Below are 23,067 nucleotides of genomic sequence, written 5' to 3'. Positions count from 1 at the left end.
GCCGGGGCAGTCAGCCCCGGTGGTCAGACACAAAGGGATTGGTGGCTTTTTCGTGCCCGAAGGTAGACATGGGCCCGTGGCCACAGATGAAGGCCACATCATCGCCCAGCGGGAACAGTTTTTCCCGGATGGAATGAATCAGGGTGTTGTAGTCGCCCTTCGGGAAATCCGTGCGGCCAATGGAGCCATTGAACAGCACATCGCCCACCTGGGCCAGTTTTGAGCCGCGATGGAAGAACACCACATGGCCCGGAGTGTGGCCCGGTGTATGCAGCACTTCCAGGGTTTCATTGCCCACCGGTACCGTGTCTCCGTCTTCCAGCCAGCGATTGGGCGTGAACACCTCCGGTGCTGGAAAGGCGAACATCTGCGCCTGCATGGCCAGGCCCTGAATCCAGAAATTATCTTCTTTGTGCGGTCCTTCAATCGGCAGCCCGGCGGATTTGGACAACTCCGCGGTACCGCCGGCGTGGTCAATGTGGGCGTGGGTGAGCAGGATTTTCTCCAGAGTAACGCCTTCGGCTTCCACCGCCGCCCGAATGCGGTCCAGGTCCCCGCCCGGGTCTACGACTGCTGCTTTGTTGGTTTCAGTACACCAGAGCAGGGTGCAGTTTTGTTCAAAGGGGGTGACGGGAATCACACGGTACTTCAGGGACATAATCTGCCTCGGGTTGTAAACTTTTCGGCAAGTTTACCAAGGCGGCAACAGGTGAGCCATTGAACGACTACCTCCAAAAAATCCTTAAGGGCCAGGCGATCAACTACGAGGCCTTTCTTAAAAAGCTGCCGGAGGCACTGCGGCAGAGGCATCGGGAGCTTTTTTCGACCGAGAAAACGGGGCCGAACCGCTGGCGAGTAAGCGTGCTGGATGAGGCTGTTTTCGAAACGCTTCGGGAACAGGCTGCAACTCCGGTGAGCAGGGTGGATGCCGCCAGGAAAGGAGACTCCCACCGCCATGGCACCGAGGTGAGTTTCCTGCTGGTTTACCATCAGGCTCTGGCGAGCAACCGGCCGGATTCGGTGGTGATTACCGGGGATTCGGTGGATATCGGCTTCAGGCCGGCGCCCCGGGTGCTGGTGGTGGAAAACGAGCGAAATTTTTACCATCACCGCCAGATGCTGGCCTTTGCCGGGGAGTGTCTGGGCCGGCCGGTGGATCTCACAAATTGCGATGTCGTGCTCGGTGGCGGAAACCGGATTACCCGCGCAGCGGATCTGGACTGGCTGAAACGGTACGATGAGGTGCTTTGCGCCTTCGATTACGATGCCGGCGGCCTGCAGATGTTTTCATCGGTGCAGGCCGCATTGGGCGACAAGGCCTGTTTTCTCCAGCCCGCTGAGTGGAAACCCTGGCTTGGCTGTTTCCGCAAAACCCCGGACGCCACCGAAAGGTTTACAAAGGCCATCATGCTGGCGGAAGATCTGGGGTTTGTGTCGTTGGCGCAGGCCTTTCGGGCCACCGGCAAATTCATGGAGCAGGAGATGATTCTGGATGAGTGATTCACAGGCGAGCGCGAGCACCTTTAACTTCGGCATTCGCCGCCTGGTGCTGGTGGATTCCGCTGGCTTCTGTTACGTGGAAATTCCGGTGGACAACCACGGCCTGATTCTGGGGCCGGGCAACCTGGGCAAGTCCAGCCTTTTGAATAGCCTGCGCCTGTTCCTGTTGCCGGAAAACAACTTCAAGAACAGCCGCAAGAAATTCGCGTTCCGCAACGCCAGCGCCGGCAGTTTCTACACCAACGAAGAAAGCTACCAGCACTATTTCCCCAGTCAGTTCAGTTTCCTGATTATGGAGGCGGAGAACCCGGCCGGCACCCACTGCCAGATTCTGTACCGGGACAACGCCAGTCAGCTCAGCTATGGCCGTGCCTTTGTACCGGTAAGTTACGACCAGCTACGGCCGCTGTTCTGGGACGGCGACGATGAAGACGGCATTGGCCAGGCGGTGCCGGAGCTCTCGTTCAGTCGGCTGTCAGAGGCGCTGAAAAAACTGTCGAAAGAAACGAAACTGGTCAACGACCCGGCCAAACTCAAATCCATGCTCTACAGCAGTGAGCTGATGAACGCCGACGCGGTTCGCTATTCTGTATTGCCGCTGGGGGAATCCGACGAGCGTCGGGTGCAGTCCCTGCGCACCCTGATTCTGCTGCTGTTCGAAGTGAAGGCCGACGACCAGGCCATGGCCAATGCGGTGGCGAGTATCATCGAGGCGGATAAGAAATTTGCCGACGACGCCTTTGATTTCAACATCGACGATTTTCTTAATCGCCACGACCAGCTCAAACAGCAGCAAAGCCAGCTCAATCGAATCGAGAAGGAGCGCCCCCGCTTTGAAAAGCTGAATCGCGACTACCAGGCCTATCAAACGTTATTGCGCAGTCAGCACGATTTTGCCGCATTCCGGGATGGCGTGGCGAATGCGCTGCAAGACATTGGTGCCAAACGCCGGGTAGCGCTGGAGGCGTATAACGAACAGAACGAAACGCTGCGCCATGTGCTGCAAACCCTTAAAAAGCTGGAACAGGAAGAAAGCGGACTGAAAGGCGAGATCCGCTCCGCTGACCGACGCATCAAGCAGGCGGAGCAGAGCCAGAAAGACGGCGAGCTGCTGGTTGCGCAATACGGCGAGATGACCCTGCAGGAAATCGAGGACATCCAGAAGGAAGAACTTGAGGGCAAACGTGGCCACCTGGCTGCCCTGAAAAGCGCCGCCCAGGCGGAGATTCGTCTGGAACAGATCCAGCGCAAGAAGCTGGAGCTGGAACGCCAGCTGGAAAACCTGAAAGACCGGGAAAGCAAACAGCAGTGGCAGTTGCAGAACCAGCTGGACGAAGCCACTGCCGCGCCGCTGCGGGCAGTTGATCCCCGCCTGATGATGGCCAGCCCCGGCCAGGACCTGGATGCTGACAGCAAGACCACCATTGAAGCCTTCGCCCGATTGTTCGCGCCCAACGACCATGGCTTTGACTGGTTCGACACCGAATACCAGAGCCAACCGGCCCGGCACACCAATTTCGCCGAGCAGCGCCACCATGTTGAGGGCGAGCTGAACGGCCTTGAGAAAGAACGCTCAGAGCTGGCAGACACCGCCAACCAGGAACACGACCGGCCCAAGCTCATTGAGCGCACGGAAAAAGAAATCCGGGCCATCGAAAAAGATCTTGAGACGCTTCAGCGTTATCCAGCCGCTGCCACTACCCTGCGGGACGCTACAGAAGAAAAGCAGGCAGCCGAGGAGCAGTTAGCCAAGCTGGAGGAACAGGCCCGGCTGGAGCAGGAAAAGCAGGATGCACTGCAGCAGAAAGCCGCCAGGGCCAGGGCTGAGAAAGACCGCATTGAAGAGCGGGAGCGGGAACTGGCTGCGCTGAGCAAAAGCGTGGGCACCGTAGAGCATCGTTTCCCGCACCTGAAAGCAGTGCAGGCAGAACAACCGTTGGATATCGAGCGGGTATCTGCCGCCGCGTTTGATGACCTGCAAACACAACTGGACGACCTGGAAGAACGCCGCCGCAACATCCTCGACCACCTGCGGCAGTTCGTGTATCTGGGCATCCACGAGGACAGCGACGGCGAATTGCAGAAAGACAGCCCGGCCACCTCGACGATTCGCGACACTTTCAAAAGCCTGTCCGATCTGTTTGCCGGTATGGCCGAGCGCTGGAGTGTGCTTGAGCAGCAGGTGGGCATTCACAACGAAACCGTGGCCAGCTATCGCCAGGCCCTGAAGTCCAACCACGAGCACATCGCCCGCTTCGAAGCCCAGCTCAACCGGGAGCTGGACGGCGTGCGCATCAACGATCTGGTGGAAATCCGGGTGGACATCCACACCGACCCGAAATTCCGCAATCTGGTGGAAGAAGCCAACAACATCGATCCGTATGGCAACCAGCTTCAGTCTGATGCCTTTTACGACCGCCTGCGGGTGTTTGTGGCGGACTTTTTCGGGGAGCAGGGCGGCAGCAAGCGCCTGACCATGGACAAGGTGATCACCGGTATTTCCTACCGCACCCGCAAGGAAAACGCCGCGAACCTGGATAAGAAGGGCCAGTCCACCTCCACCACGGCATTGATCAACCTGGAACTGGTGTACCGGCTGCTCAAACGGGTGCTGTACCCGGGTGTGCAGCTGTCCTTCCCCATGGTGCTGGACGAGCTGGCCAGTGTGGACATCAGCCAGATGCCATCGTTGCTGGAACGGCTGCGCAAGCAGGGCTTCAACCTGTTCTCTGCCGCCACCCACAGCGCCAGTGCCGAAGTGATCTACCTGATTGGCCGGCACCTGGAAGTGGGGCAGATGCGCACCGCGAGGCCTTACAGCAAGGAACGCACACTGGTGTTCTGGGGTGGCGCGGAAGGCTTTACCGGCGGTGAATCCCTGAGCCACTGGGCAGACCAGACCCAGAACAGCCTGCTGGAGCCTGCGGATGAGTAAACGCTTCAGCACCCTGGACACCACCCGGCTGCTGTTTGAGCACCCGAAAATCCTGTTCCGGATGATCGAGCGCATGGACCGGAACGAAGCCCGGTACATCCGCGAAAGCGACCTGGTGTCTGAGGTGATGGATTATACCCGCAGCCTCGGCAAGGCGGACCGGGACCGGGTGCGGCTGGCCATGAACACCGACAACCTGTTCCGCAGCGGCCTGATCATCGACATCATCAAGGCCGAGGGCGAGCGCCGGTTGGTGTTCCAGGATGCCCTGATCAACCTGATGCGAGCCTGCAATGCCTCGCTGTATCAGGAGTTGACCGACGCCCGTCTGCGGGGCCACCTGGTGACCCTTCGCGACGTGCGCAACCGCCTCGAAGTCAGCAGCTTCAGCGAATCGGATCCGGACTACACCGAACTGCGGGACGACCTGAATGAACGGGTCAGCCAGCTGATCGGCCTGCTGCGCCAGAACGTGCTGCGCATGCAGACCATCAGTGCCCAGCTGGCGGACCTGTCCGGCGATGCCAGCCGGGCGCCGGAGAAATACCTGGAGTTCCGCCAGAACCTGTTCGAGCAGATCGTCACCCTGTACGAGCGCCACATCAAACCCACGCTGGTGTTCCTGAACCCGGACACCCGCCTGCCGGACGGCAGCAACCTGTTCGAAACCCTGGAAGCCATGGTGCGCCTGCTGGAAAGCCACGGCGACCACAGCCTGGCGGACCAGTTGTTCCGTTCGTCTATCAGCCTGAACGCCCTGTACAAGCCTATCCAGGCTGTCGCCCAAGAGGTGGAGCATTTCCTGCGCAAAACCCGCCTGGGCATGGCCCAGTACAACGCCATGGAGCATTTCTACGGCAAACTGCGAGCGCTGAAAGACGACACTGAAACCCTGAGCCTGCGCCGCAAATGGCTGGAAGGCGGCGATTTTGCCCGCAGCACGGGCTTTCTGGTGGGTTTGCGGGCGCAGCAGCGGCCGAAACATTACGCCTTCGGCCAGTCCTCCAGCTATTACCAGCTGTTGTTCAGTGAACTGGACCTGCGCCTGAGCGACCTGCGCCGGAAAGCGGAAGTGCCGACTCTGCAGGAAGTGGACGGCAGCGGCCGCCACAGTCGCATCGACGTTCAGCGCATCAACCAGCTGTATCAGTGGCTGGAAAGCCTGGAGTTGCGGCCTACGGCGGACCTGGTTCGGGAACTGCACGGCCGGCTGGATGGTTTTATTCCCGGCTATCGCTTTCCGGACCTGCTGGCGGCGTTGAACCGGCTAGTCAATTCACCGCCCGAGGGGATGCAGGTAACGACCACCAACCGTTTCCGAACCCTGGAACAGGCGCCGGACAGCGGGCAGTTTGTTTACCGAAAACGCCGCCTCGAAACCACTACGACTCACACCGAACAAGAGCCAGACCATGCCTGATTTCGCGGAAACCCGGGATTCAGAAAACAACCTGAACGAACCACAAACCAGCAGCTTTGACCAGATCCTGCCGGCCCATAGTGCTGCCATCTACCGGGAATTCCAGGCGGGCCGCGTGATCGTGCGGGATGTCTGGGATGCCAACCGTTCCGAGCTGCGGGCCAATCCGCTCTACAACCTGCTATACAATTATCTTTCGCATTTCCGCACTTTCTACGAACACCTGGGCAGCGAACTGGTGTTTAACGAAACCGGCTCGTTCTTCTTCCTGAAAGAAAGCAGTGACGATGAAAGCGAAGAGCACGATGAGAATGCCTTCCGGGTGCAGGTGGTGCTGTTACTTATTGGCCGTTACTTTGCCCGTAGCGGGCGGGACCTGGATTACCTGGGGCGGCCGGAAGCCGGCCTGAACGAGCAGGACCTGGCTAACCTTGCGGCCGATGAGGAGTACCAGGACATTCTGCGGGCAGCTCGATTCGAGAAAGGCCTGAGTGAAGCGCTGGATTATCTGGAAAAACGTAACCTGGTGTTTCGCTCCGGGGCTGGGCGGTATTTCCTGAGCTCAGCTGGTATGTACTTCCTCGGCCAGCTGGTTCAGGAGTACGAGCAGGGCGGTCAGGCGTAGGCCAGGTTGTTCCGGCCACCGGCTTTTACCCGGTACATAGCGGCGTCGGCTTCCCTCATGAGATCTTCGGCGGTCATGCCGTTATCCGGATACAGGGCAATGCCGACGGAAGCGCCAATACCGATCGTGTGGCCCTGTATCTGGAACACCTCATTCAGGGTTGCAATCATTTTTTCTGCAATGTACCGGGCACCGTCGTCGCCGTTCAGGGGCCCGGTAATCACCACAAATTCGTCTCCGCCGGTCCGGCCCACGATATGGCCGTGGCGCCGTTTGCGGTGCTGGCGGTAGCCATGTGGTCTCCGGATTTTCTGGGGCACCAGGTCTTCCAGAAGCTGAATTACCCGCCAAAAACCGAGCGTGTGCTGATGGATATCGACGATACCATGGTCTCTGCCTCGGCCCGCCAGGTAGTCGGAACGGCGCTGGGTGGCGGTAACATTGCGTCATCCTGGGGTACTTACATTGTGCCGGCAGCCATTGCCAAGCGGCCCATTGCGGCGGGTGCGGTGCTTACCGGGTTGTTGTGTGCGGCTACCGCAGTGCTGGGTTACCCGATGGACCTAGCGGTATGGCCGCCGGTGCTGAGTGTGGCGCTGATGGTGGGCGTGTTCCTGCCATTGCTGGAGGCAGGTATGCAAATGACCCGCAAGGGCAAGACCACCGAGTCTGCAGCCATCGTGATTTTTTCGTCTGCCCTGGTGAACCCGGTGTTTGGCTGGTCGCTGACCGTACTGCTGGATAACCTTGGGCTGATCGGCTGTAAGGAACGCGGTAAGGAACTGGGCCATATCGGCCGCTGGATTATCCCGGGTATTGTCTTTGTTATCCTGTGCGTGGTCATGCTGGCCATCGGAATGTTCCCGGGCATCGAGCCTATGGTGGTCGCTTTCCGTGTAGACTGAGGTTTTCGCAGTAGCAGGAGTGGCGAATGCCGGAGCCCGTGCTGTTCAGAACCCATCGCCGCCGGAGCTGGCCCTGGCTGGCGGTGTTTGCGCTGATTGTGGCAATCCTTGTAGCGGTTCGTTTACCGCCACAACCGGTAGAGGAACGCCTGGTGCGCCTGCATTCCCAGGAAGTGTTCGGGGCGGATTCCCAGCTCCTTGCAGAACCACTGCCGGTGCAGGCCGCGCTGCTGGATTACCGGAGCGATCGCCTGCTGCTGTTAAAGGCGCAGGCGGCCTTGCAGGTGTATCCGGAGCATGCCCGGCAGTTGCTGGAACTTTTCGGTGAAGAGCCGGAGTTCCGGGAAGCCCTGAGAACCCACGGCGAATACCTGATTCCGCCGGTTATCCATTTCTACCGCAACCCGGTCAGTTCCATCGAAATGCTGAATCGGGTAGCGGGAACCCGAGAAACCCTTACCCCCGAACAGCGGGCCTGGTACGCGGTAAACTTCGCCAACAAGGAAGGGCAGGATTTCACCGGCCAGTTTGTGGTGGCGCCGGATGGCAGCATTGAATGGATCTGGACGGAGCGTATAACAGAAGGCGTTACCCGGTTTTTCACCAGCGGCATTCGCACCCTGGAGTCCCGCTACCGAACCGACCAGCCCATCCGTGCCAGTGATCTTGGCTGGGCGGCGGTGGATGCCGTAGTGATCGGCAGCGCGGTAAAATTCCTCAAAGCCGGTCGGGCAGCGGCCACTACCGCCCGGGCAACCACCGTAACCGCACGCTCAGCTGCCTATGGCTCCCGTTTGGCCAGGGCAGGGCAGATGGCATCAACCATGATCGGCTATGCCAAGTGGCCGGCCGTGGCGGCACTTGCCTACGTAGCAGTGCGCCATCCGGTATTACTGAACGACCTGTTTGCCGGGGCCGCAAAAGTCCTCGGTGTGCCACCGTGGATGATACAGGTGCCCGGCTGGTTCCTGATCCTGTTACCCTTGTTGCTGATACTGCGATGGCTGGCCCGGGTGTGCCTCTGGTTCATCCCCGCCCGCCGATAACCAACCGGGGTCAGACCCCCAATACATTTGCTGCGGCAAAATGTACCGGGGGTCTGACCCCGTTACGGAGATTCTGAGATGAAAACATTGTTGCAGGTGGATTTTCCCTTTGATGGCCCGTTCGGGCAGGAAATGGCCGATGCCATGAAAGAGCTGGCGGAATCCATTGCCAAAGAACCCGGGTTTATCTGGAAGATCTGGACCGAGAATGCGGGAACCAGGGAGGCTGGCGGTATTTATCTGTTCGAAGATGATGCCAGCGCCAGGAAGTATCTGGACATGCACACGGCACGCCTTAAAGGTTTCGGAGTGCCGGTGGTGAATGCCAAGGTGTTTCAGGTGAACGATGCGTTGTCGGCGATTGATCACGGCCCGGTCTGACCGGGCCGGTTAAGCCTACCAGGCCAGCCAGATGGTGTGCCTTGCGCCTTTGCCGGGGCGCAGGGCGCGAACCACTACCGCTTCTACCGAGAAACCGGCCCGGCGCAGCCTTTCTGTAAAGGCCTGCTCAGGGCCTGCGGACCAGTAGGCCAGAATGCCGTCCGGGCTCAGGGATTTCTGGGCGGCGTCGATGCCTTCCGGCGAGTAAATCCAGTTGTTTTCCTTCCGGGTCAGGCCTTCGGGGCCGTTGTCCACATCCAGCAGGATGGCGTCCCAGTTGCCATTACCCTCCCTGAGTAGTTCTGCCACATCGCCAAGGTGTACCCTGGCTCGAGCATCGTTCAGCGGGTAGCCCGCGGCGGCGCCCAAGGGCCCGCGATTCCATGCTTCAACCTCCGGAACCAGTTCGGCCACCGTCACCTGGGCGCTGTCGCCCAGTGAAGACAGAGCCGCCGCCAGGGTGAAGCCCATGCCCAGCCCACCAATCAGCACCCGGGGCTCGGGCAGGTGTGCGATACGTTCGCAGGCAAGGGTGGCCAGGGCGTCTTCCGAGCCGTGCAACCGACTGTTCATCAGCTCACCGGGCGCACCGGCAATCTTGATGGAGAATTCGTCATTGCGTTGCAGCAATCGCAAACGGGTTCCGTTGCCGGGAATGGTTGCGGTGCCAATTTCATCAAAGCGGGCCATGAAGGGTTCCGGGTGGCGGGATCAGGCCGCATTCTAACCCGACGCTACCGTTGTTTTCAGCCAAAACCCCCTTGAAGAATAGCTGTTAGACTGCAGTTATTATCAAATAACCGTATTTTTTAAAGCCCAGAGTATAGGAGAGCGCACTTATGACAGATCAACCGGTCATGCTGATAACCGGAGCTTCATCGGGCATTGGTGCCGAAACCGCACGAGCTGCTGCCCGGCAGGGGTATCGCCTGGTACTGGCGGCGCGCTCCGAGGACAAATTGAAGGGGTTGCAGCAAGAGCTCGGCGGCAGGTCGCGTCACCATTCCCGGCTCCATGTACAGCGCCACCAAGTGGGCGGTCTCCGCCATTGGTTATGGTGTGCGTGAGGAGCTGCGTGGTTCCGGCATCCGCGTAACCCTGATTGAACCGGGTATGGTGGATACGCCGTTCTTTGACGAACGCCCTGCCCACGCGCTGAAGCCCGAAGATATCGCCAATGCGGTGATGTATGCGGTCGCCCAGCCTGCACATGTAGACGTAAACGAGATCCTGGTGCGGCCAACGCCGGCCGTGGAGTGAAGTTCAGGAACAGTTGGAGCTAAACGTGAAATCAGCGCAAAGCGTGGCCCTGGTAACAGGCGGGGCAAAGGGTATTGGTCGGGGCATTGTGCTGCACCTGGCCTCCGCCGGTTGGAAGGTGGTCTTTTGTGATACCGACCGAATGGCAGGCGAGCAACTGGCGGCCAGTTCAGAGCATGACATCCTGTTTGTCCAGGGCGATGTGGCGAGCGAGCCGGATGTTCAGCGCATAATCTCGCAAACGGTGAACTGGGCGGGCGGCCTGAATGCAGTCATCAATAATGCCGGCATTGCTGATCCCCATACCGGGCCGGTAGAAGAGCTGAGCCTTGAACAGTGGCAGCGCCGCCTGAACGTGAACCTGACCGGGCCGTTTCTGGTGACCAAACACGCGGTTCCGCACCTTCGAAAAAACCGCGGAGCTATCGTTAACATGGCATCTACCCGGGCGCTTCAGTCGGAGTCGGAGTCCGAGGCCTACGCTGCAACCAAGGGCGGCCTGATTGCGCTGACCCATGCACTGGCGGTAAGCCTTGGCCCGGATATTCGCGCGAACTGCATCAGCCCCGGCTGGATTGATACCCGTGGCTGGCAGGGAACGACTGAAAAACCGGAGCCACTGTCAGCGTCAGATCACCAGCAACATCCCGCAGGCCGCGTGGGCACCCCGGAGGATATTGCCGCCATGGTTGCCTACCTGATCTCGCCGGAGGCGTCATTTATCACAGGGCAGAATTTTGTGGTGGATGGCGGCATGACCCGGAAAATGATCTACGAAGAGTAGTCGGTTACGGCCAGAATTGAACGCCAGGCCGCAGCAGGCTTACTGTACGCGGAATTCTCCCGGGATTCCCGTTTTAGACTTATTGTAAATATGAGTCTAGAATTGGAATATCAGGCGTGAAGCCGAATTGGTTACTGGAGGTCGACCATGAGTGCATTGGCAGAGAAAAAGTCGCCCGCTGAAGCCCGAAAAATGGGTATCAGCGGCCTTAAGGCGGCGTTCAATATTCTTGAGAAATGGGGATGCAACGCCGACCAGATGCAGGCCATTCTCCGACTGCCCAAAGCAACCTTCTATAAATACCGGAATGATCCGGATAGCGCCCGCCTGGATCGGGACCAGCTTACCCGGATCAGTTACCTGCTGAATATGCACCAGGCCCTGCGCATTGTGTTCGAGAACCCGGACAACGTGTACGGCTTCATGCGCAAGCGTAATCACAATCCGTATTTCCATGGCCGGGCTCCGCTGGAGGTGATCGAAAGCGGTGATTTCGCGGCCTTGTACGAAACCTTCCGGCGCATTGATGCGCTGCGGGGTGGCCTTTGGTAATGGTGCCGCAGTTACCCGCCATCACCCTGCCAAAAACCAGGGGCTTTCGCCTGATCAACACCCGGCTGCCACCCATCGACATTTTTAACGATGTAGCGGATGCGGACGAGTTTCAGGACTTGTTCGACCTGCAGGCACTGACCAACCCCAGGCTCCGGCAGGAAGTCGGCAGCCTGAATTACATCGACCTGAACGAAATCCCCTGGGGTATTCCCGGTTGCCACTATGCCGCAGCCCCCTTTACCCAGGTTGCACCGGAGGGAAGCCGGTTCAGCACTGGTGATTTCGGTATGCTGTACATCGCCGACACCATTGAGACCGCGCTTTCGGAAGTGCAGTACCATCAGGGCCGGTACCTGGCCAACATTGAAGGTCTGAAGTTCGATCGGTTGATGTTCCGGGGGCTGGCCTGCACCTTTGCTGGCGAAGATATTCACGACGCAACGGTGTTGCCGGAATCCAGCGACATTTATCACCCTGAGGATTATTCCGCCGCCCGCGCACTCGGTGCCCGGCTTCGTTCAGCCGGTTCCGAAGGGATCCAGTACTGGTCAGTAAGAAACCCGGGAGCCACCTGTTGGGGGCTGTTTACGCCCAGGCGGGTGCAATCGATTGTTCAAACCGCGCATTACGAGTTTATTGTGCGGGACGGGCAGATTGTGGACCGGAAGAGGGTGGTTGGGATTTGATTTTGGCGCAGGGAAGGTGGTGCCCCCTGGAGAATAACCAGTGGATCGCCGGTGCCTGTTTGGTTTAAACCGAGTGGGCAGATCGGGTTAAATGAATAACGAGTGAGTTGGGAGGGTATCAAGATGCTCAAATCAAAGCACTCGCTGCACATAGACCTTGTCGGTATCTGACCCGGAGTTGGATCAGAAACGACCTTGGAAAAAGCCCGCCAATCAAGCACTATCAGTCACCCCAATTGGATGCCAATTCTTAAACGGAAACTCAATGTTCGAACAAACCTTCAGAAATATCGATGAGGTCCTCTGGAAAGAGGCTGGCTTTGCAACGGAGTTGGATTACACCGAGCAAACGTCCTGGATGCTGTGGACGAGGCCGTGGCGTGAGCCTGATCATTGATCGAGCAACGGTTTTCAAGTGAAAACTCTCAAGGATAGAGAAATAGTATGACTGAAGAAAAAAACACCCCCATCGTCATATACGAAAATGCCGGTCAGGCGGTCGAGGTGCGCTTGGATGCCGACCAGGAAACCCTGTGGTTAACTCAGGCGCAAATTGGGACTTTGTTTGGCGTAAAACCCCAGAACATCACCATGCACCTGAAGAGCATCTATGCGGAGGGTGAGCTGGTGGAGGAGGCAACTTGTAAGGATTTCTTACAAGTTCAATCGGAGGGTGGTCGAGAGTGAACCCTTGGAAATTTCCAATGAAGCAAGCAGTATTGATGACTGGTCAAATTCGCAGGCTAACTACTGGTGACCGGAAGTTGGCTTAACATCCTATGGATGGGTTTAAGTGTTGGGAGAGGAAATGATTGATCTGCTGGAATCCTGGATTGATGAGGTCAATGAGGCCCACAAAAGCGACCGCCGCCCCTGTTCAGTTTTGCAGCACCAGTTTGAAGGCTATTATCGCCCGGACCTGCTCCGCTCATCCTATTTCGTAGTCGTGAAGGCTATCCCCATGCCGAAGATGCCGGAGCTCAGAGAAGCAGGGTTGGCTGACTTTATAGATAATGAGGGCCACTTCGGTGGTATCACCTACAAAGATACTTACTACCTTGTGCCAGAGGCAGCCAGGGATGTTGGTATCCACTTTCACGAACTGGTGCACGTTATCCAATGGCGAACGCTCGGCGCGCGAAACTTTATACAACGCTATATGGAAGAAATACGAAGATTTGGGTACAGCGAAAAGGCTCCGCTTGAGGGAATGGCGTATGGTCTGCAGAGAATGTTCGAAAAGGGAGTAGTGCCCTTTGGTGTGGAGAGAAAAGTAGTCACGACCCTCTGACGAAAAGCGAGGGTTCCAGAATAATAAAGAGATGGATCTGAAACGATATGCCTTTCCTTTCACTCCTTGATGATCGAGCCAAACCCAAAGGTTCACGTGACCCACTGGGCTTCGAGCTGGTATGGACCCATTTCGGCCGAAAGGTGGTTGGCAACCTGACTACCATCACCAGTTCCGTTGAGAACTTCACTGTTGCGCTGCTTGGCTTTTATTGGGCACATCAGATCCATGGGGATGCCGACAAAGACAGTCGCGAGCGGCTAATCAGGGAGACGTTCCTTCGCTACGAGCAGCTTGCCGCCTACCTCCGCTACCAGTCCGGTAGCAAAGAAATCATGGGTATTACCCGCGTTCACAAAAATATGACAGCCCAGGTGGGGTCGTTAGCTATTAGCTTGAAGGCTCAAATTCTGAGCAATCAGGCAAGTTATGGCTTGTGGGGCTTGTACAGTTCGGCCCTGAAAGATTCCGGGCTTGCGGAAGGGAGCGATCGGAAGCCTACAGCCGAAGGGATGGCGCTCGCTGACACAATCGCGAGGGATCTGAACGCCAATGAATTCATCCCGCTGTTCAGAGGTGACTGTCAGCTTTCCAGAGATGAATGTGAACGCTTGGCACCTCAGTTTTGGCAGGCAATTCGAACGGAGACTGTTCGACAAAAACTCACTCATATTCTGCTTCGTGGACGCCAGAATCAAAATGCCTCAGTTCAGGAGGATCTTTTCTCCGCAACCGAGACACTAGTGAGGGAAGGCAAACTGACTGGTGACTTTCAACAAAAGTTGAATGAAATTCAACGCATCGCGTCGCCTGAACTGCAGAAGTGTCTGGACGAAATCCAGCGAGTAGAACGTGTACTGGTCGCTGCCAACAATGTGTTTTATTACCTGCTCAGACAGGATCGCCAGTCTGTTTCTTCAGTTGTTAAGGCGATTGAAAGCAAAGGAAAATATGACTATGTGCACCTGCCAGAGACTTTGCCCCAAGGGATGACGCGACGGAACGCGCTTTGTGAGATCAACGACAATCTGAAAGCTGGCAACCACTGGGGAGCAGTGAAAGCCGTCACTAAATTAAATGCGGACGTTATGAAAGCGAGGGGCGGTGCTCCCTGGGTAACCTGTGACGGCGATATTCTCAACGTCAAAGTGAAGTCAGAAACAGCTGTTCTTCGGTCCCAGAAGGCTCTCTTAGGTGACTGGGACTACGATTACTTCCTGGGATCTTATTTTCGCATTGCCAAAGCGAACTTGGAGGGGGCGTAATGGATAATGCGCAGATATCCCAATACCTTGAAGAACGGCTGGGAGGGCGCTTAGTAAAAGCCGCTGTCTTTACTACCTACACGTTCGATCCCGCATTTTTTGAGCTGGAAGTTGTTCCTCTTCTATTGCCAGAAAACAGCTCGTTCTCGATCGATGAGCGGGTCAAACAGTTCCAGGTGCGAGAATCCCTCAGGGAAGCCGAACTGCCGATTGATGTCTTTTACGATCAGAACATTTTCCGTATTCAGGGTGAAAGCTCACCTGGAATGGAATACGGCTGCCACGGTGTTTCAGAAGGAAATCGTGCTTTCCACCCGAAGCTATCGTTTCTGCTTGTAGGTAACGGCGCTGGGGAGAGTGACTCCTTACTGATATCCGCCGGTTCCAATAACCTCACTAAGGCTGGTTGGTGGGATAACATTGAATGCCAGCACTGGGAGGAAATTCGCCAAAAGAATGGCGATGGAGAGTTTCTGCGGGTACTGAAACAGGATCTTGAATACCTGCAAGGTAAGCAGATAGTCCAGTCGGGCGATGGTGCGGTTTCAGAAATTCAGAGATTTCTGGCTAACTGCGTAGCGGATCCTGAAGCACCACCAGTCCACTACTTCGGATTATCCAGTACAACGCGGTTGCTGGATTTTCTATCGGCAGAGACCCGCCAGCTTAAAAAGCCCGTTGAACTGGAGATTATCTCGCCATTTTTCGCCGACGACTCCAGGAATAATCTGCATGAGGCATTTCAGGATTTGGGCGTAAGTAATGTGCGCCTATTTTTGCCGCGTGATGATAAGCAAGAGGCTCTTTGCAACATCGACTATCTGGCCCATATTGATAGGTTGGAGAACGTCTCCTGGTCCGATTGGGTTAAAACAACATCAGACCCATTGGGAGTAGGAAAAGAGCCTCATAGGGAACTGCACGCCAAGATTTTCAATTTCATTGGCGCTGATCTGGCTTTCACCTTTGTTGGGTCAGTGAATTTCACGTACAAAGCGCTCAATGAGAATGTCGAAGCCGGTTTTCTGGTAGCTACAGATCCCGAGTCGCTGCTGGAGACAATATCCGACGATTTGCCGGAGGTTAGCCAACGATCACTCGATCCAGCACCGGGTGAACCTGACGGCGAAGAGCAGGGCATCATGCCGCAGACCTCCCTCACGTTTGATTGGCTGACCAAAACCCTGAGCGGGCGAGTGGACTCTGAAAGCCCGATCGAAGTTGATCTAATCGGCCCGGACGGGGCAGAAAGCACGGCAGTTAAAGGCTGGCACCTCAGCAACTGTTTGAACGACTACACTGGCGACACTGAAGCTTTGGAGAAGGCGCTAGCCAATGGCTCCCTGATCCTCGTTTCTGGACGAGTTTGTGATTCCGATGAACTAATCGCCCCGCACCGTGTTTTGCTTCAGCAAACACACTGGTCGCACAAACCTCAGCCCGAGCTCGCCACACTGTCTCCTCAACAGATCCTGGCTATTTATGCCGGAATGTCTCCCGAACGCCGTCAGCTGCTGCTGACGGACGCACGGGTTAAGAGACTGTTTGAACTGGGCGAGCGAGGGGAAACCAGCTTGATCGAAGAGGCACCGCTGGAGAACGAGTTCTTTTCCGAATATGCCGAACTGTTCCACGCATTTCGCATGCTGAGGCGTGACCTCAGCAACGAGCAATCCACACCGAAGAAGCAGGATTACTACCTCACCGGCACCGGCGTGGATAGCCTACCAACCTTAGTAGGCCGGGCTGCAGCTGCACTCGAACCCGCGCAGGAGAGTGATCAGCAGCTCCATCCAGTCAGTGCGTATCTGTTATTACTCAGTGCCAAGGAAGTCTATCGATCAGCCGAATTTGCAGGTCGCCCCTATGTCACAGTGCAGTTGGAGTTTATCGAAACGCTTCTTCAACAGATACGCGAGAGCAAATTGATCAAGCTTTCCAGTGAGCGTGAGGCTGATCGAGGCCGGTTCTTCGATTGGTTTGAGGCTCAATTTCTGCAGCAGTACCGGATCGAAAGAGCGGAGGGTAGCGCATGAAACCTTACCCTATTCTCGACCTGGACTCTGCACGCCATATTCTTGATTTCAGTGGTGGTAGGGATGAGCTCAAATCGCTCGGCGAGGTCCAGCTCCGTGGCGCGGTTGCTCTTTACAACATGATCAACACCGAGAATATCGGGTTAGGTTATCTCGCCGATGAAGTCGGAATGGGAAAAACCTACATAGCGCTCGGAGTTGTTGCGCTAATGCGGTATTTCAACCCGGCCCTGCGGGTTCTCTATATTTGCCCGAGTGCTAATGTTCAGGATAAATGGCTGCGGGAACATGCTAGCTTTATCGACAGGAACGTCTGTACTGCTAGCTACCGAGTGCGTACTCCGGAGGGCAAGCCGGCTGCCCCTGTGGCCAAATGCGATAGCCTGGAAGACCTTATCCGCACAGCAGCCTCCGGCTTCTATGCTGACTTTTTCGTTCGCAATGGGAGTTTCAGCTTTGGCTTAAAAAAGGCTGCCGATGAATACGATGAGGAAGCAATCAGAAGCTGGAACGAGCAGCGCAATAAACTGCAGAGAATGTTACCGGCGTTTTCGGTCCCAAGTGGTGATCCCACTCATCGTGGAGTAAAAGACGAGTTCGCCCGGGCACTGAATTACGTGCTGCCCACCTTCGACCTGGTGGTTATCGACGAGAGCCACAATTTCAAACACAACTTCGAGAGCAGCGACCGAAACCGCGTACTTTCTCAGGTCTTGGGGTTCTATCAAAACCAAAACGCTGAGGACCGACCTTTTCAGCGTCGCGTACGCAATGCCTTGCTGCTCTCCGCCACGCCTTACGACCGCAATCTGGAACAGCTACGAAACCAACTTGCTCTGGTAGGGAAGGACGGCCTACTCAGGAACGCCCAGTCTGTAACGGACAAAGCAGAGATTGCCCGGTTTATGGTGCGCCGCCTCAACCGGTTGAAAATCGGCGACCGGGAATACACCCGCAATATGTACCGTGCGGAGTGGCGCGATGGGCAAAAGGCAGCGATTGAACTGGAAACGGATGAACAGAAGCTGGTCACCGCCCTGGTTCAGAAGAAGGTTGGTGATGCACTTGGTCACAAACATGGCTCGCCGTCATTTCAAATGGGCATGCTCGCATCCTTCGAGAGCTATGGTGAAACCACTCGCTCCCCCCGGGTGGAGTTCGATAGTGAAGACCCCGATGATAGAGGACGCGATGCTCAGGACCGGAACGTGGTTGGCGCTATTGTCGACAGCTATGTCAATGCAAACCTCGGGCGGTCACTGCCACACCCTAAAATGGACACCGTTGCAAAGCAGTTGGCCAATGCGGTTTTCCAGGAGAATCGCAAACAGCTTGTATTCGTGCGTCGGGTGAAAAGCGTCAAAGAGCTCAAACAGAAACTCGATGAGTGCTATGACGATTGGCTGATCAATTATCTGAACTTCCGCCTGCAAGATCGCCCGAACGCCCTGAGCTCTATGCAAGGCGTGATCGGCGAATACCGTGAAATCAGCCGTTTCAGGGACGAGCGCATAGACGAAGGCCTCGCTGAGGAGGGCAGCACTGGGGAGGCCGAACTCCGGCAGCCCCCCAAGAACGACAACCTCTTCAACTGGTTCTTCCGAGGCGATGCGCCAAAACCTCAAAAACAAGCAGACTGGGGGGGGCTGCTAACGCCGGATCAGGTGAAGCAGAGTCTCTCCTTACCCAAGCGCCTTGCCAGCCCGCTATTGGACATCAATTGGGCTCAGCTCATCTGCCTTTATAGCGGTGCGGATCAACGCCAAGTTATCGAGCAATGTTTGGCCGCTGCAACCGAAACGTCCCTTGCTGATCTTGGAAAGGTTCAGGCGCAGGAGTACCTCCGGAAATTCAGGCTGTCGCAACTGTTTTTCCTCGATGCCTGGGTCAATCAACTCGGGCACATCGCCTTTGCGCCACTTCGAGATCATCTTAGAGCTTCCGCCAGTCATCAGAAACCAGAGGATGATGGCGCTCCTCTTACTCCTCAGGACGTTCGAGAGCAACTCGGCATGCCAACACTGTTCTCTGAGCTAGAAGCCAGCGATGAGCTAAGGGAGCAAATTCTGCCAAGTTTAGGAAAGCTGCTTCGTAAGCTGACTGAAACGGCAGAATGCAATAACCCTGAGGACATTCAAGCGCTTCTGAGGACCGTCGATATACACGCGGCACTTGTATCGACGGTGCTACGCACGGGCCACGGCATGATTGATCTGTACGTGTCACGTCTGAGGCAGGGAGAGGGAGATCTCAGTAGCAGCGTCCTCTCTGGCTGGGTTAAAGACTTCGTCACGGAGCTGACTCGACAGTCCCAGGTTCCAGGGTTTTCCACCTATCGTGAACTAAAGGGGCTGGCGGATGAGCTGCCGGCGATACTGAAAGCCAACCTTCCAGGCATTTTTGACCTGGGTACCAATGAATATCGCCGCTATCTGAGTAACCAGCTAAACCCAATCGCTCCGATCATTGGTGCCACGGGCGAGACCAATGCGCCGGGACAGCGCTCAGCCCAGGCCCGCAAGTTTCGTATGCCGGGGTATCCATTGGTACTGGTGAGCACGAACGTGTTTCAGGAAGGCGAAGATCTGCACCTGTTCTGTGACAGCGTTGTTCACTACGGCGTATCAGGTTCGCCAGTGAGCATTGAGCAGAAGAATGGCCGGGTTGATCGGGTTGGCTCGCTGGCACAGCGGCGGCTCACTCGTGAAGGCTTCAGTGATCCGGAAGAGGATGACTTAATACAGGTCAGTTTCCCTCATGTGAAGGAGAGCATTGAGCGCGTTCAGATTCGTCGACTCTCGGAAAGCATCAATCGTTACATGGCCTCGCTCCATGAGATCGGAAACACCGTCGCTTCAGATAGGGAGGAGATTGCCGAATCTGAAATTGCCGATCGCACTATAATAGAGCCGCAGATAAGAGATTTCCTGGAAAGTCCTTTTGATCCGGCAGATCCAAGATCTGATATGGGACACCTAAGTTTTCTCAAACAGCAGATCAGGGAGACTCAAGAGCAAGTGCAGGCGAACGTCGATCGGGCGAAGCAACTGATCGCCTCAGCGCTCGGTGTTAGTGAGAGCGTTCGCTGGCCGTTGAGCGTTAACCTGAAGGTCAGCGACCTGGTCGGACAGGTATCGGGTATGGCGGAAGTCCGGCTGACGACAGCCAGGGCATCTGGAGAAATCCTTGCCCGAGTCGTGGTCGATCACCAGGACGGTCGTGGAGCCCAAGTCCAGATAGGTTCCCATGCTGAACTGGCTACGTTGATGCACCAACAGTCCTGGACCACGCTCCATAGAACCTTTGCCTACCAAACTGCCAGAAACGTTTGGCGCTTGGCCTACGATGCCGAAATGCTGGTGGGGGATGAGATTGTAACGGTCGAGAGGGATATGACGGCGCTCCTTGATCGGTTTCATGAAAGGCACGACCCGAAGCAATACCGACCGCCAGGCTCTGTGGTTTCTCAACATCTCGAACGACTTCGGCAAGACCAAGAAGTTCAAGTCGGTCAACAGGCTCTGAAGGTGGATGTGGTCGATTCCGGGAAAACGGTCGGACTCCGGTTTTGGTTCAAAGAGGGCGAATTGCAGCGCTCCCAGACCGTCCTCCTATCGGAGTGCGACGGGCAGTGTATTTTCATAAGCTCCGCAGTTCCTGCGGACATTGTTAGGGCACAGACTGTTGAGAAAATTGTAGAGCTCACCTGGGAGCGGAATCGATCTACTGACGTGGTCGAGTTCATGCTTAATGACGGGCAGGAGATTGTTGCCCGCTGCGTGCATCCAGTGGACAGTCTGCACTGGCGGGAGTTTGTCTACTGTGCTCATGTGCTGGCGGTGGAGAGTGACCGGCTGGAGTATCTTGTCTGTGAGGACGATCAGTTCTGATCTGAAATGCTCCGGTGTTAGCTCGCGAAAGAGTCGCGAGCCCATGAAGCTGCTCAAATCAAACCACTCGTTGCACATAGACCTTGTCGGTATCTGCCCCGGAGTTGGATCAGAAACGACCTTGGAAAAATCCCGCGAATCAAGCACTATCAGTCACCCCAATTGGATGCCAATTCTCAAACGGAAACTCAATGTTCGAACAAACCTTCAGAAATATCGATGATGTCCTCTGGAAAGAGGCCGGTTGCGCAACGGAGCTGGATTACACCGAGCAAACGTCCTGGATGCTGTTCCTCAAGTATTTGGATGACCTGGAGTTCGAACGTTCACAGGAAGCCGAGCTGCGCGGCCAGACCTACCAGTTCATTATTGACGAAGACCACCGCTGGTCCAGATGGGCCGCGCCCAGGAAAGCCGATGGCAGCTTCGATCACGACAACGCGCTCACCGGCGATGACCTGATCCAGTACGTCAATTTTGAGCTGTTTCCCTACCTGCGGGGCTTCAAGGAACGGGCTTCCAGCACGGACACCATCGAATACAAGATTGGTGAAATCTTCGGCGAGATTCGTAACAAGTTTGCCAGCGGCTACAGCCTGCGCGATGCGCTGGAGCTGATTGACTCCCTCAGCTTCGGCTCACAGGCGGAAAAGCACGAGCTGTCCCACTTGTACGAGGCCAAAATCCGCAATATGGGCAATGCCGGGCGAAATGGCGGTGAGTACTACACGCCACGCCCACTGATCCGCGCCATGATCAAAGTGATCAACCCCCGGATTGGCGAGCGTATCTATGACGCGGCAGCGGGGTCTGCCGGGTTCCTGTGTGAAGCCCACGATTACCTGCGCTATGGCCCGGACGGGGAGGGCGATGATCGGCGGCTTTCAACAGCGGACCTGGAAACGCTCCAGACCCGGACCTTCTACGCCAAGGAAAAGAAAAGCCTGCCTTATGTGATCGGGATCATGAATATGATCCTGCACGGCGTGGAAACGCCCAATATCGTCCACACCAACAGTCTGACTGAAGACCTGAGCCAGATTCAGGAAAAGGACCGCTACGACGTTATCCTCGCCAACCCACCGTTTGGCGGCAAAGAGCGAAAGGAGATTCAGCAGAACTTCCCCATCAAGACCGGGGAAACGGCGTTCCTGTTCCTGCAGCACTTCATCAAATACCTGAAGGCCGGCGGCCGTGCAGCGGTGGTGATCAAGAACACCTTCCTTTCGAACTCCGATAACGCCTCCAGAGCCCTGCGCAAGGAGCTGCTGGAAAGCTGCAACCTGCACACCATTCTGGACTGTCCCGGCGGCACCTTCCTTGGTGCCGGCGTGAAAACCGTGGTGCTGTTCTTCGAAAAGGGCGCCCCCACGCAGAACATCTGGTACTACCAGCTCGACCCCGGCCGCAGCCTGGGCAAAACCAACCCTTTGAATGACGACGATCTCAAAGACTTTGTTGCCCGGCAGGTGAATTTTGGGGACTCCGATAACTCCTGGACCGTCAGCATTAACGACGTGGATACGGAAACCTTCGACCTGTCTGTGAAGAACCCGAACAAAGCCGAGGAAGCACCGCTCCGTGATCCGGAAGTGATCATCAATGAGATTGAGACGCTGGATAAAGAGAGCGAGGAAATTCTCGAAGGGATTCGGGGGATGTTATGAAGGGAGAGTGGAAAGATTGTGCGTTAGCTGACGTATGTACCCTACAGCGTGGTTTTGATCTTCCGAAAAGGGATAGGGTATTAGGACATATACCATTGATGAGCTCCAGTGGGGCAATTGATTTCCATAACCAAGCCAAAGTGGCGGGGCCAGGAGTTGTCACTGGTCGGAGCGGTAGTATTGGGAATGTGTTCTACGTTGATGATGACTTCTGGCCCCTGAATACCACACTGTATGTTAAGGACTTTCACGGAAACTACCCTCGCTTTGTTTACTACCTTCTTTCGAGCTTTGGATTGGAACGCTTTTCTTCCGGGGCGGGAGTGCCAACGCTCAATAGAAATAGCGTCCACAATGAAATGGTGAGTGTTCCAGGAACCGTTGAAGGGCAAAAACGCATCGACGACATTCTCGATGAAGCCTTTGAGGGCATCGACGCGGCGATTGCCAACACCGAAAAGAACCTTGCCAATGCTCGGGAGTTGTTTGAGAGTTTTCTGAAGCAAGCATTTTCAAATCGGGGATGGCCGACAAAATACCTGAGCGAAGTGGCTGAGAATTTGGACAGGAAGCGAGTTCCGATTACGAAAGCGAATAGAAAAAGTGGGAATATCCCTTACTATGGGGCATCAGGGGTTGTAGACCACGTTGTTGACTACCTATTTGATGAGAATTTGCTTTTGGTGTCGGAAGAGAGCCTGTAAATAAATCTGTGTAACTGCCCACCCCATTACAGGTGACCGTCCAGGCGGTCACCGAATTCGATAATAAAGCGATTCAGTGCCGGCTTCCAATCACGGATCGGCATCGTCCATTTCTTT

Annotated in this window: 20 protein-coding genes and 2 pseudogenes; 19 read left to right on the top strand and 3 right to left on the bottom strand. The window is 56.0% G+C overall.

Annotation, left to right across the window (positions count from 1 at the left end):
• Positions 1 to 10 precede the first annotated feature (10 nt).
• The gene (locus LWH94_RS12965; RefSeq protein ID WP_269802592.1) at positions 11 to 658 is read right to left on the bottom strand and encodes an MBL fold metallo-hydrolase; all 648 of its coding nucleotides are present in this window, start codon (positions 656 to 658) and stop codon (positions 11 to 13) included.
• A gap of 59 nt (positions 659 to 717) precedes the next feature.
• On the opposite strand from LWH94_RS12965, the gene LWH94_RS12960 reads away from it, so the two are divergent.
• Genes LWH94_RS12960 through LWH94_RS12945 form a run of 4 tightly spaced genes read left to right on the top strand, consistent with a single transcriptional unit; the run spans position 718 to position 6,480 of the window.
• Complete coding sequence (locus LWH94_RS12960) at positions 718 to 1,500, top strand: hypothetical protein (RefSeq protein ID WP_232902492.1); 783 nt, start codon at positions 718 to 720, stop codon at positions 1,498 to 1,500.
• Positions 1,493 to 4,435, top strand: a complete 2,943-nt coding sequence (locus LWH94_RS12955; protein ID WP_232902491.1) for a hypothetical protein — start codon at positions 1,493 to 1,495, stop codon at positions 4,433 to 4,435. Before LWH94_RS12960 ends, LWH94_RS12955 begins: the two co-directional genes overlap by 8 nt.
• Positions 4,428 to 5,855, top strand: coding sequence for a hypothetical protein (locus tag LWH94_RS12950; protein ID WP_232902490.1), 1,428 nt, complete (start codon positions 4,428 to 4,430; stop codon positions 5,853 to 5,855). The genes LWH94_RS12955 and LWH94_RS12950 overlap by 8 nt, the downstream gene beginning before the upstream one ends.
• Positions 5,848 to 6,480, top strand: a complete 633-nt coding sequence (locus LWH94_RS12945; protein ID WP_232902489.1) for a condensin complex protein MksE — start codon at positions 5,848 to 5,850, stop codon at positions 6,478 to 6,480. Before LWH94_RS12950 ends, LWH94_RS12945 begins: the two co-directional genes overlap by 8 nt.
• Here the strand turns inward: LWH94_RS12945 and LWH94_RS12940 are convergent.
• Complete coding sequence (locus tag LWH94_RS12940; protein WP_442914992.1) at positions 6,471 to 6,704, bottom strand: diguanylate cyclase domain-containing protein; 234 nt, start codon at positions 6,702 to 6,704, stop codon at positions 6,471 to 6,473. The two genes, LWH94_RS12945 and LWH94_RS12940, sit on opposite strands and share 10 nt — an antisense overlap.
• A 27-nt stretch (positions 6,705 to 6,731) precedes the next feature.
• Between LWH94_RS12940 and LWH94_RS12935 the strand changes: the two are divergent.
• The 3 genes and pseudogenes from LWH94_RS12935 to LWH94_RS12925 all read left to right on the top strand — a co-directional run.
• A pseudogene (locus tag LWH94_RS12935) lies at positions 6,732 to 7,385 on the top strand (DUF3360 family protein); the annotation flags it as partial.
• Between the two features lie 26 nt (positions 7,386 to 7,411).
• Positions 7,412 to 8,431, top strand: a complete 1,020-nt coding sequence (locus tag LWH94_RS12930) for a hypothetical protein (protein ID WP_232902486.1) — start codon at positions 7,412 to 7,414, stop codon at positions 8,429 to 8,431.
• Positions 8,432 to 8,509: 78 nt separating this feature from the next.
• Complete coding sequence (locus LWH94_RS12925; RefSeq protein ID WP_058341221.1) at positions 8,510 to 8,812, top strand: monooxygenase; 303 nt, start codon at positions 8,510 to 8,512, stop codon at positions 8,810 to 8,812.
• A gap of 15 nt (positions 8,813 to 8,827) precedes the next feature.
• On the opposite strand, the gene LWH94_RS12920 is transcribed toward LWH94_RS12925, so the two are convergent.
• Complete coding sequence (locus LWH94_RS12920) at positions 8,828 to 9,502, bottom strand: spermidine synthase (RefSeq protein WP_232902485.1); 675 nt, start codon at positions 9,500 to 9,502, stop codon at positions 8,828 to 8,830.
• Positions 9,503 to 9,651: 149 nt separating this feature from the next.
• Here LWH94_RS12920 and LWH94_RS12915 point away from each other — a divergent pair.
• The 12 genes and pseudogenes from LWH94_RS12915 (at position 9,652) to LWH94_RS12865 (ending at position 22,950) form a co-directional block, all read left to right on the top strand.
• Positions 9,652 to 10,072, top strand: a pseudogene (locus tag LWH94_RS12915) (SDR family oxidoreductase).
• Positions 10,073 to 10,097: 25 nt separating this feature from the next.
• Positions 10,098 to 10,856: an SDR family oxidoreductase gene (locus LWH94_RS12910; protein WP_232902484.1), complete on the top strand. Its 759-nt coding sequence runs from the start codon at positions 10,098 to 10,100 to the stop codon at positions 10,854 to 10,856.
• A 147-nt stretch (positions 10,857 to 11,003) separates the two neighbouring features.
• Positions 11,004 to 11,408 carry an MbcA/ParS/Xre antitoxin family protein gene (locus LWH94_RS12905; RefSeq protein ID WP_232902483.1) on the top strand — a complete coding sequence of 135 codons (405 nt, stop codon included), beginning with the start codon at positions 11,004 to 11,006 and terminating at the stop codon, positions 11,406 to 11,408.
• Complete coding sequence (locus tag LWH94_RS12900; RefSeq protein WP_232902482.1) at positions 11,408 to 12,097, top strand: RES family NAD+ phosphorylase; 690 nt, start codon at positions 11,408 to 11,410, stop codon at positions 12,095 to 12,097. Before LWH94_RS12905 ends, LWH94_RS12900 begins: the two co-directional genes overlap by 1 nt.
• 265 nt (positions 12,098 to 12,362) lie before the next feature.
• Entirely contained in the window at positions 12,363 to 12,494 is a 132-nt protein-coding gene (locus LWH94_RS19430) for a hypothetical protein (protein ID WP_269802590.1), read from the top strand.
• 47 nt (positions 12,495 to 12,541) lie between these two features.
• Positions 12,542 to 12,784 carry a death-on-curing protein gene (locus LWH94_RS12895; protein WP_232902481.1) on the top strand — a complete coding sequence of 81 codons (243 nt, stop codon included), beginning with the start codon at positions 12,542 to 12,544 and terminating at the stop codon, positions 12,782 to 12,784.
• A 121-nt stretch (positions 12,785 to 12,905) separates the two neighbouring features.
• Positions 12,906 to 13,388, top strand: coding sequence for a hypothetical protein (locus tag LWH94_RS12890; protein WP_232902480.1), 483 nt, complete (start codon positions 12,906 to 12,908; stop codon positions 13,386 to 13,388).
• Between the two features lie 47 nt (positions 13,389 to 13,435).
• A complete protein-coding gene (locus LWH94_RS12885) occupies positions 13,436 to 14,653 on the top strand; it encodes a hypothetical protein (RefSeq protein ID WP_232902479.1) in 1,218 nt (405 codons plus the stop codon).
• Positions 14,653 to 16,689: a hypothetical protein gene (locus LWH94_RS12880; RefSeq protein ID WP_232902478.1), complete on the top strand. Its 2,037-nt coding sequence runs from the start codon at positions 14,653 to 14,655 to the stop codon at positions 16,687 to 16,689. The genes LWH94_RS12885 and LWH94_RS12880 overlap by 1 nt, the downstream gene beginning before the upstream one ends.
• Entirely contained in the window at positions 16,686 to 20,579 is a 3,894-nt protein-coding gene (locus tag LWH94_RS12875; protein ID WP_232902477.1) for a DEAD/DEAH box helicase, read from the top strand. Before LWH94_RS12880 ends, LWH94_RS12875 begins: the two co-directional genes overlap by 4 nt.
• A 191-nt stretch (positions 20,580 to 20,770) precedes the next feature.
• Positions 20,771 to 22,246, top strand: a complete 1,476-nt coding sequence (locus LWH94_RS12870) for a class I SAM-dependent DNA methyltransferase (protein ID WP_232902476.1) — start codon at positions 20,771 to 20,773, stop codon at positions 22,244 to 22,246.
• Positions 22,243 to 22,950, top strand: coding sequence for a restriction endonuclease subunit S (locus LWH94_RS12865; RefSeq protein WP_232902475.1), 708 nt, complete (start codon positions 22,243 to 22,245; stop codon positions 22,948 to 22,950). Before LWH94_RS12870 ends, LWH94_RS12865 begins: the two co-directional genes overlap by 4 nt.
• The last annotated feature ends 117 nt before the right edge of the window (positions 22,951 to 23,067 follow it).

Origin of the sequence: Marinobacter sp. G11 (genome assembly GCF_021282325.1) — a bacterium.
Taxonomy (GTDB): domain Bacteria; phylum Pseudomonadota; class Gammaproteobacteria; order Pseudomonadales; family Oleiphilaceae; genus Marinobacter; species Marinobacter vinifirmus.
The sequence above is the reverse complement of the archived record's forward strand: the minus strand, read 5'-3'. Positions and strand labels throughout refer to the sequence as shown.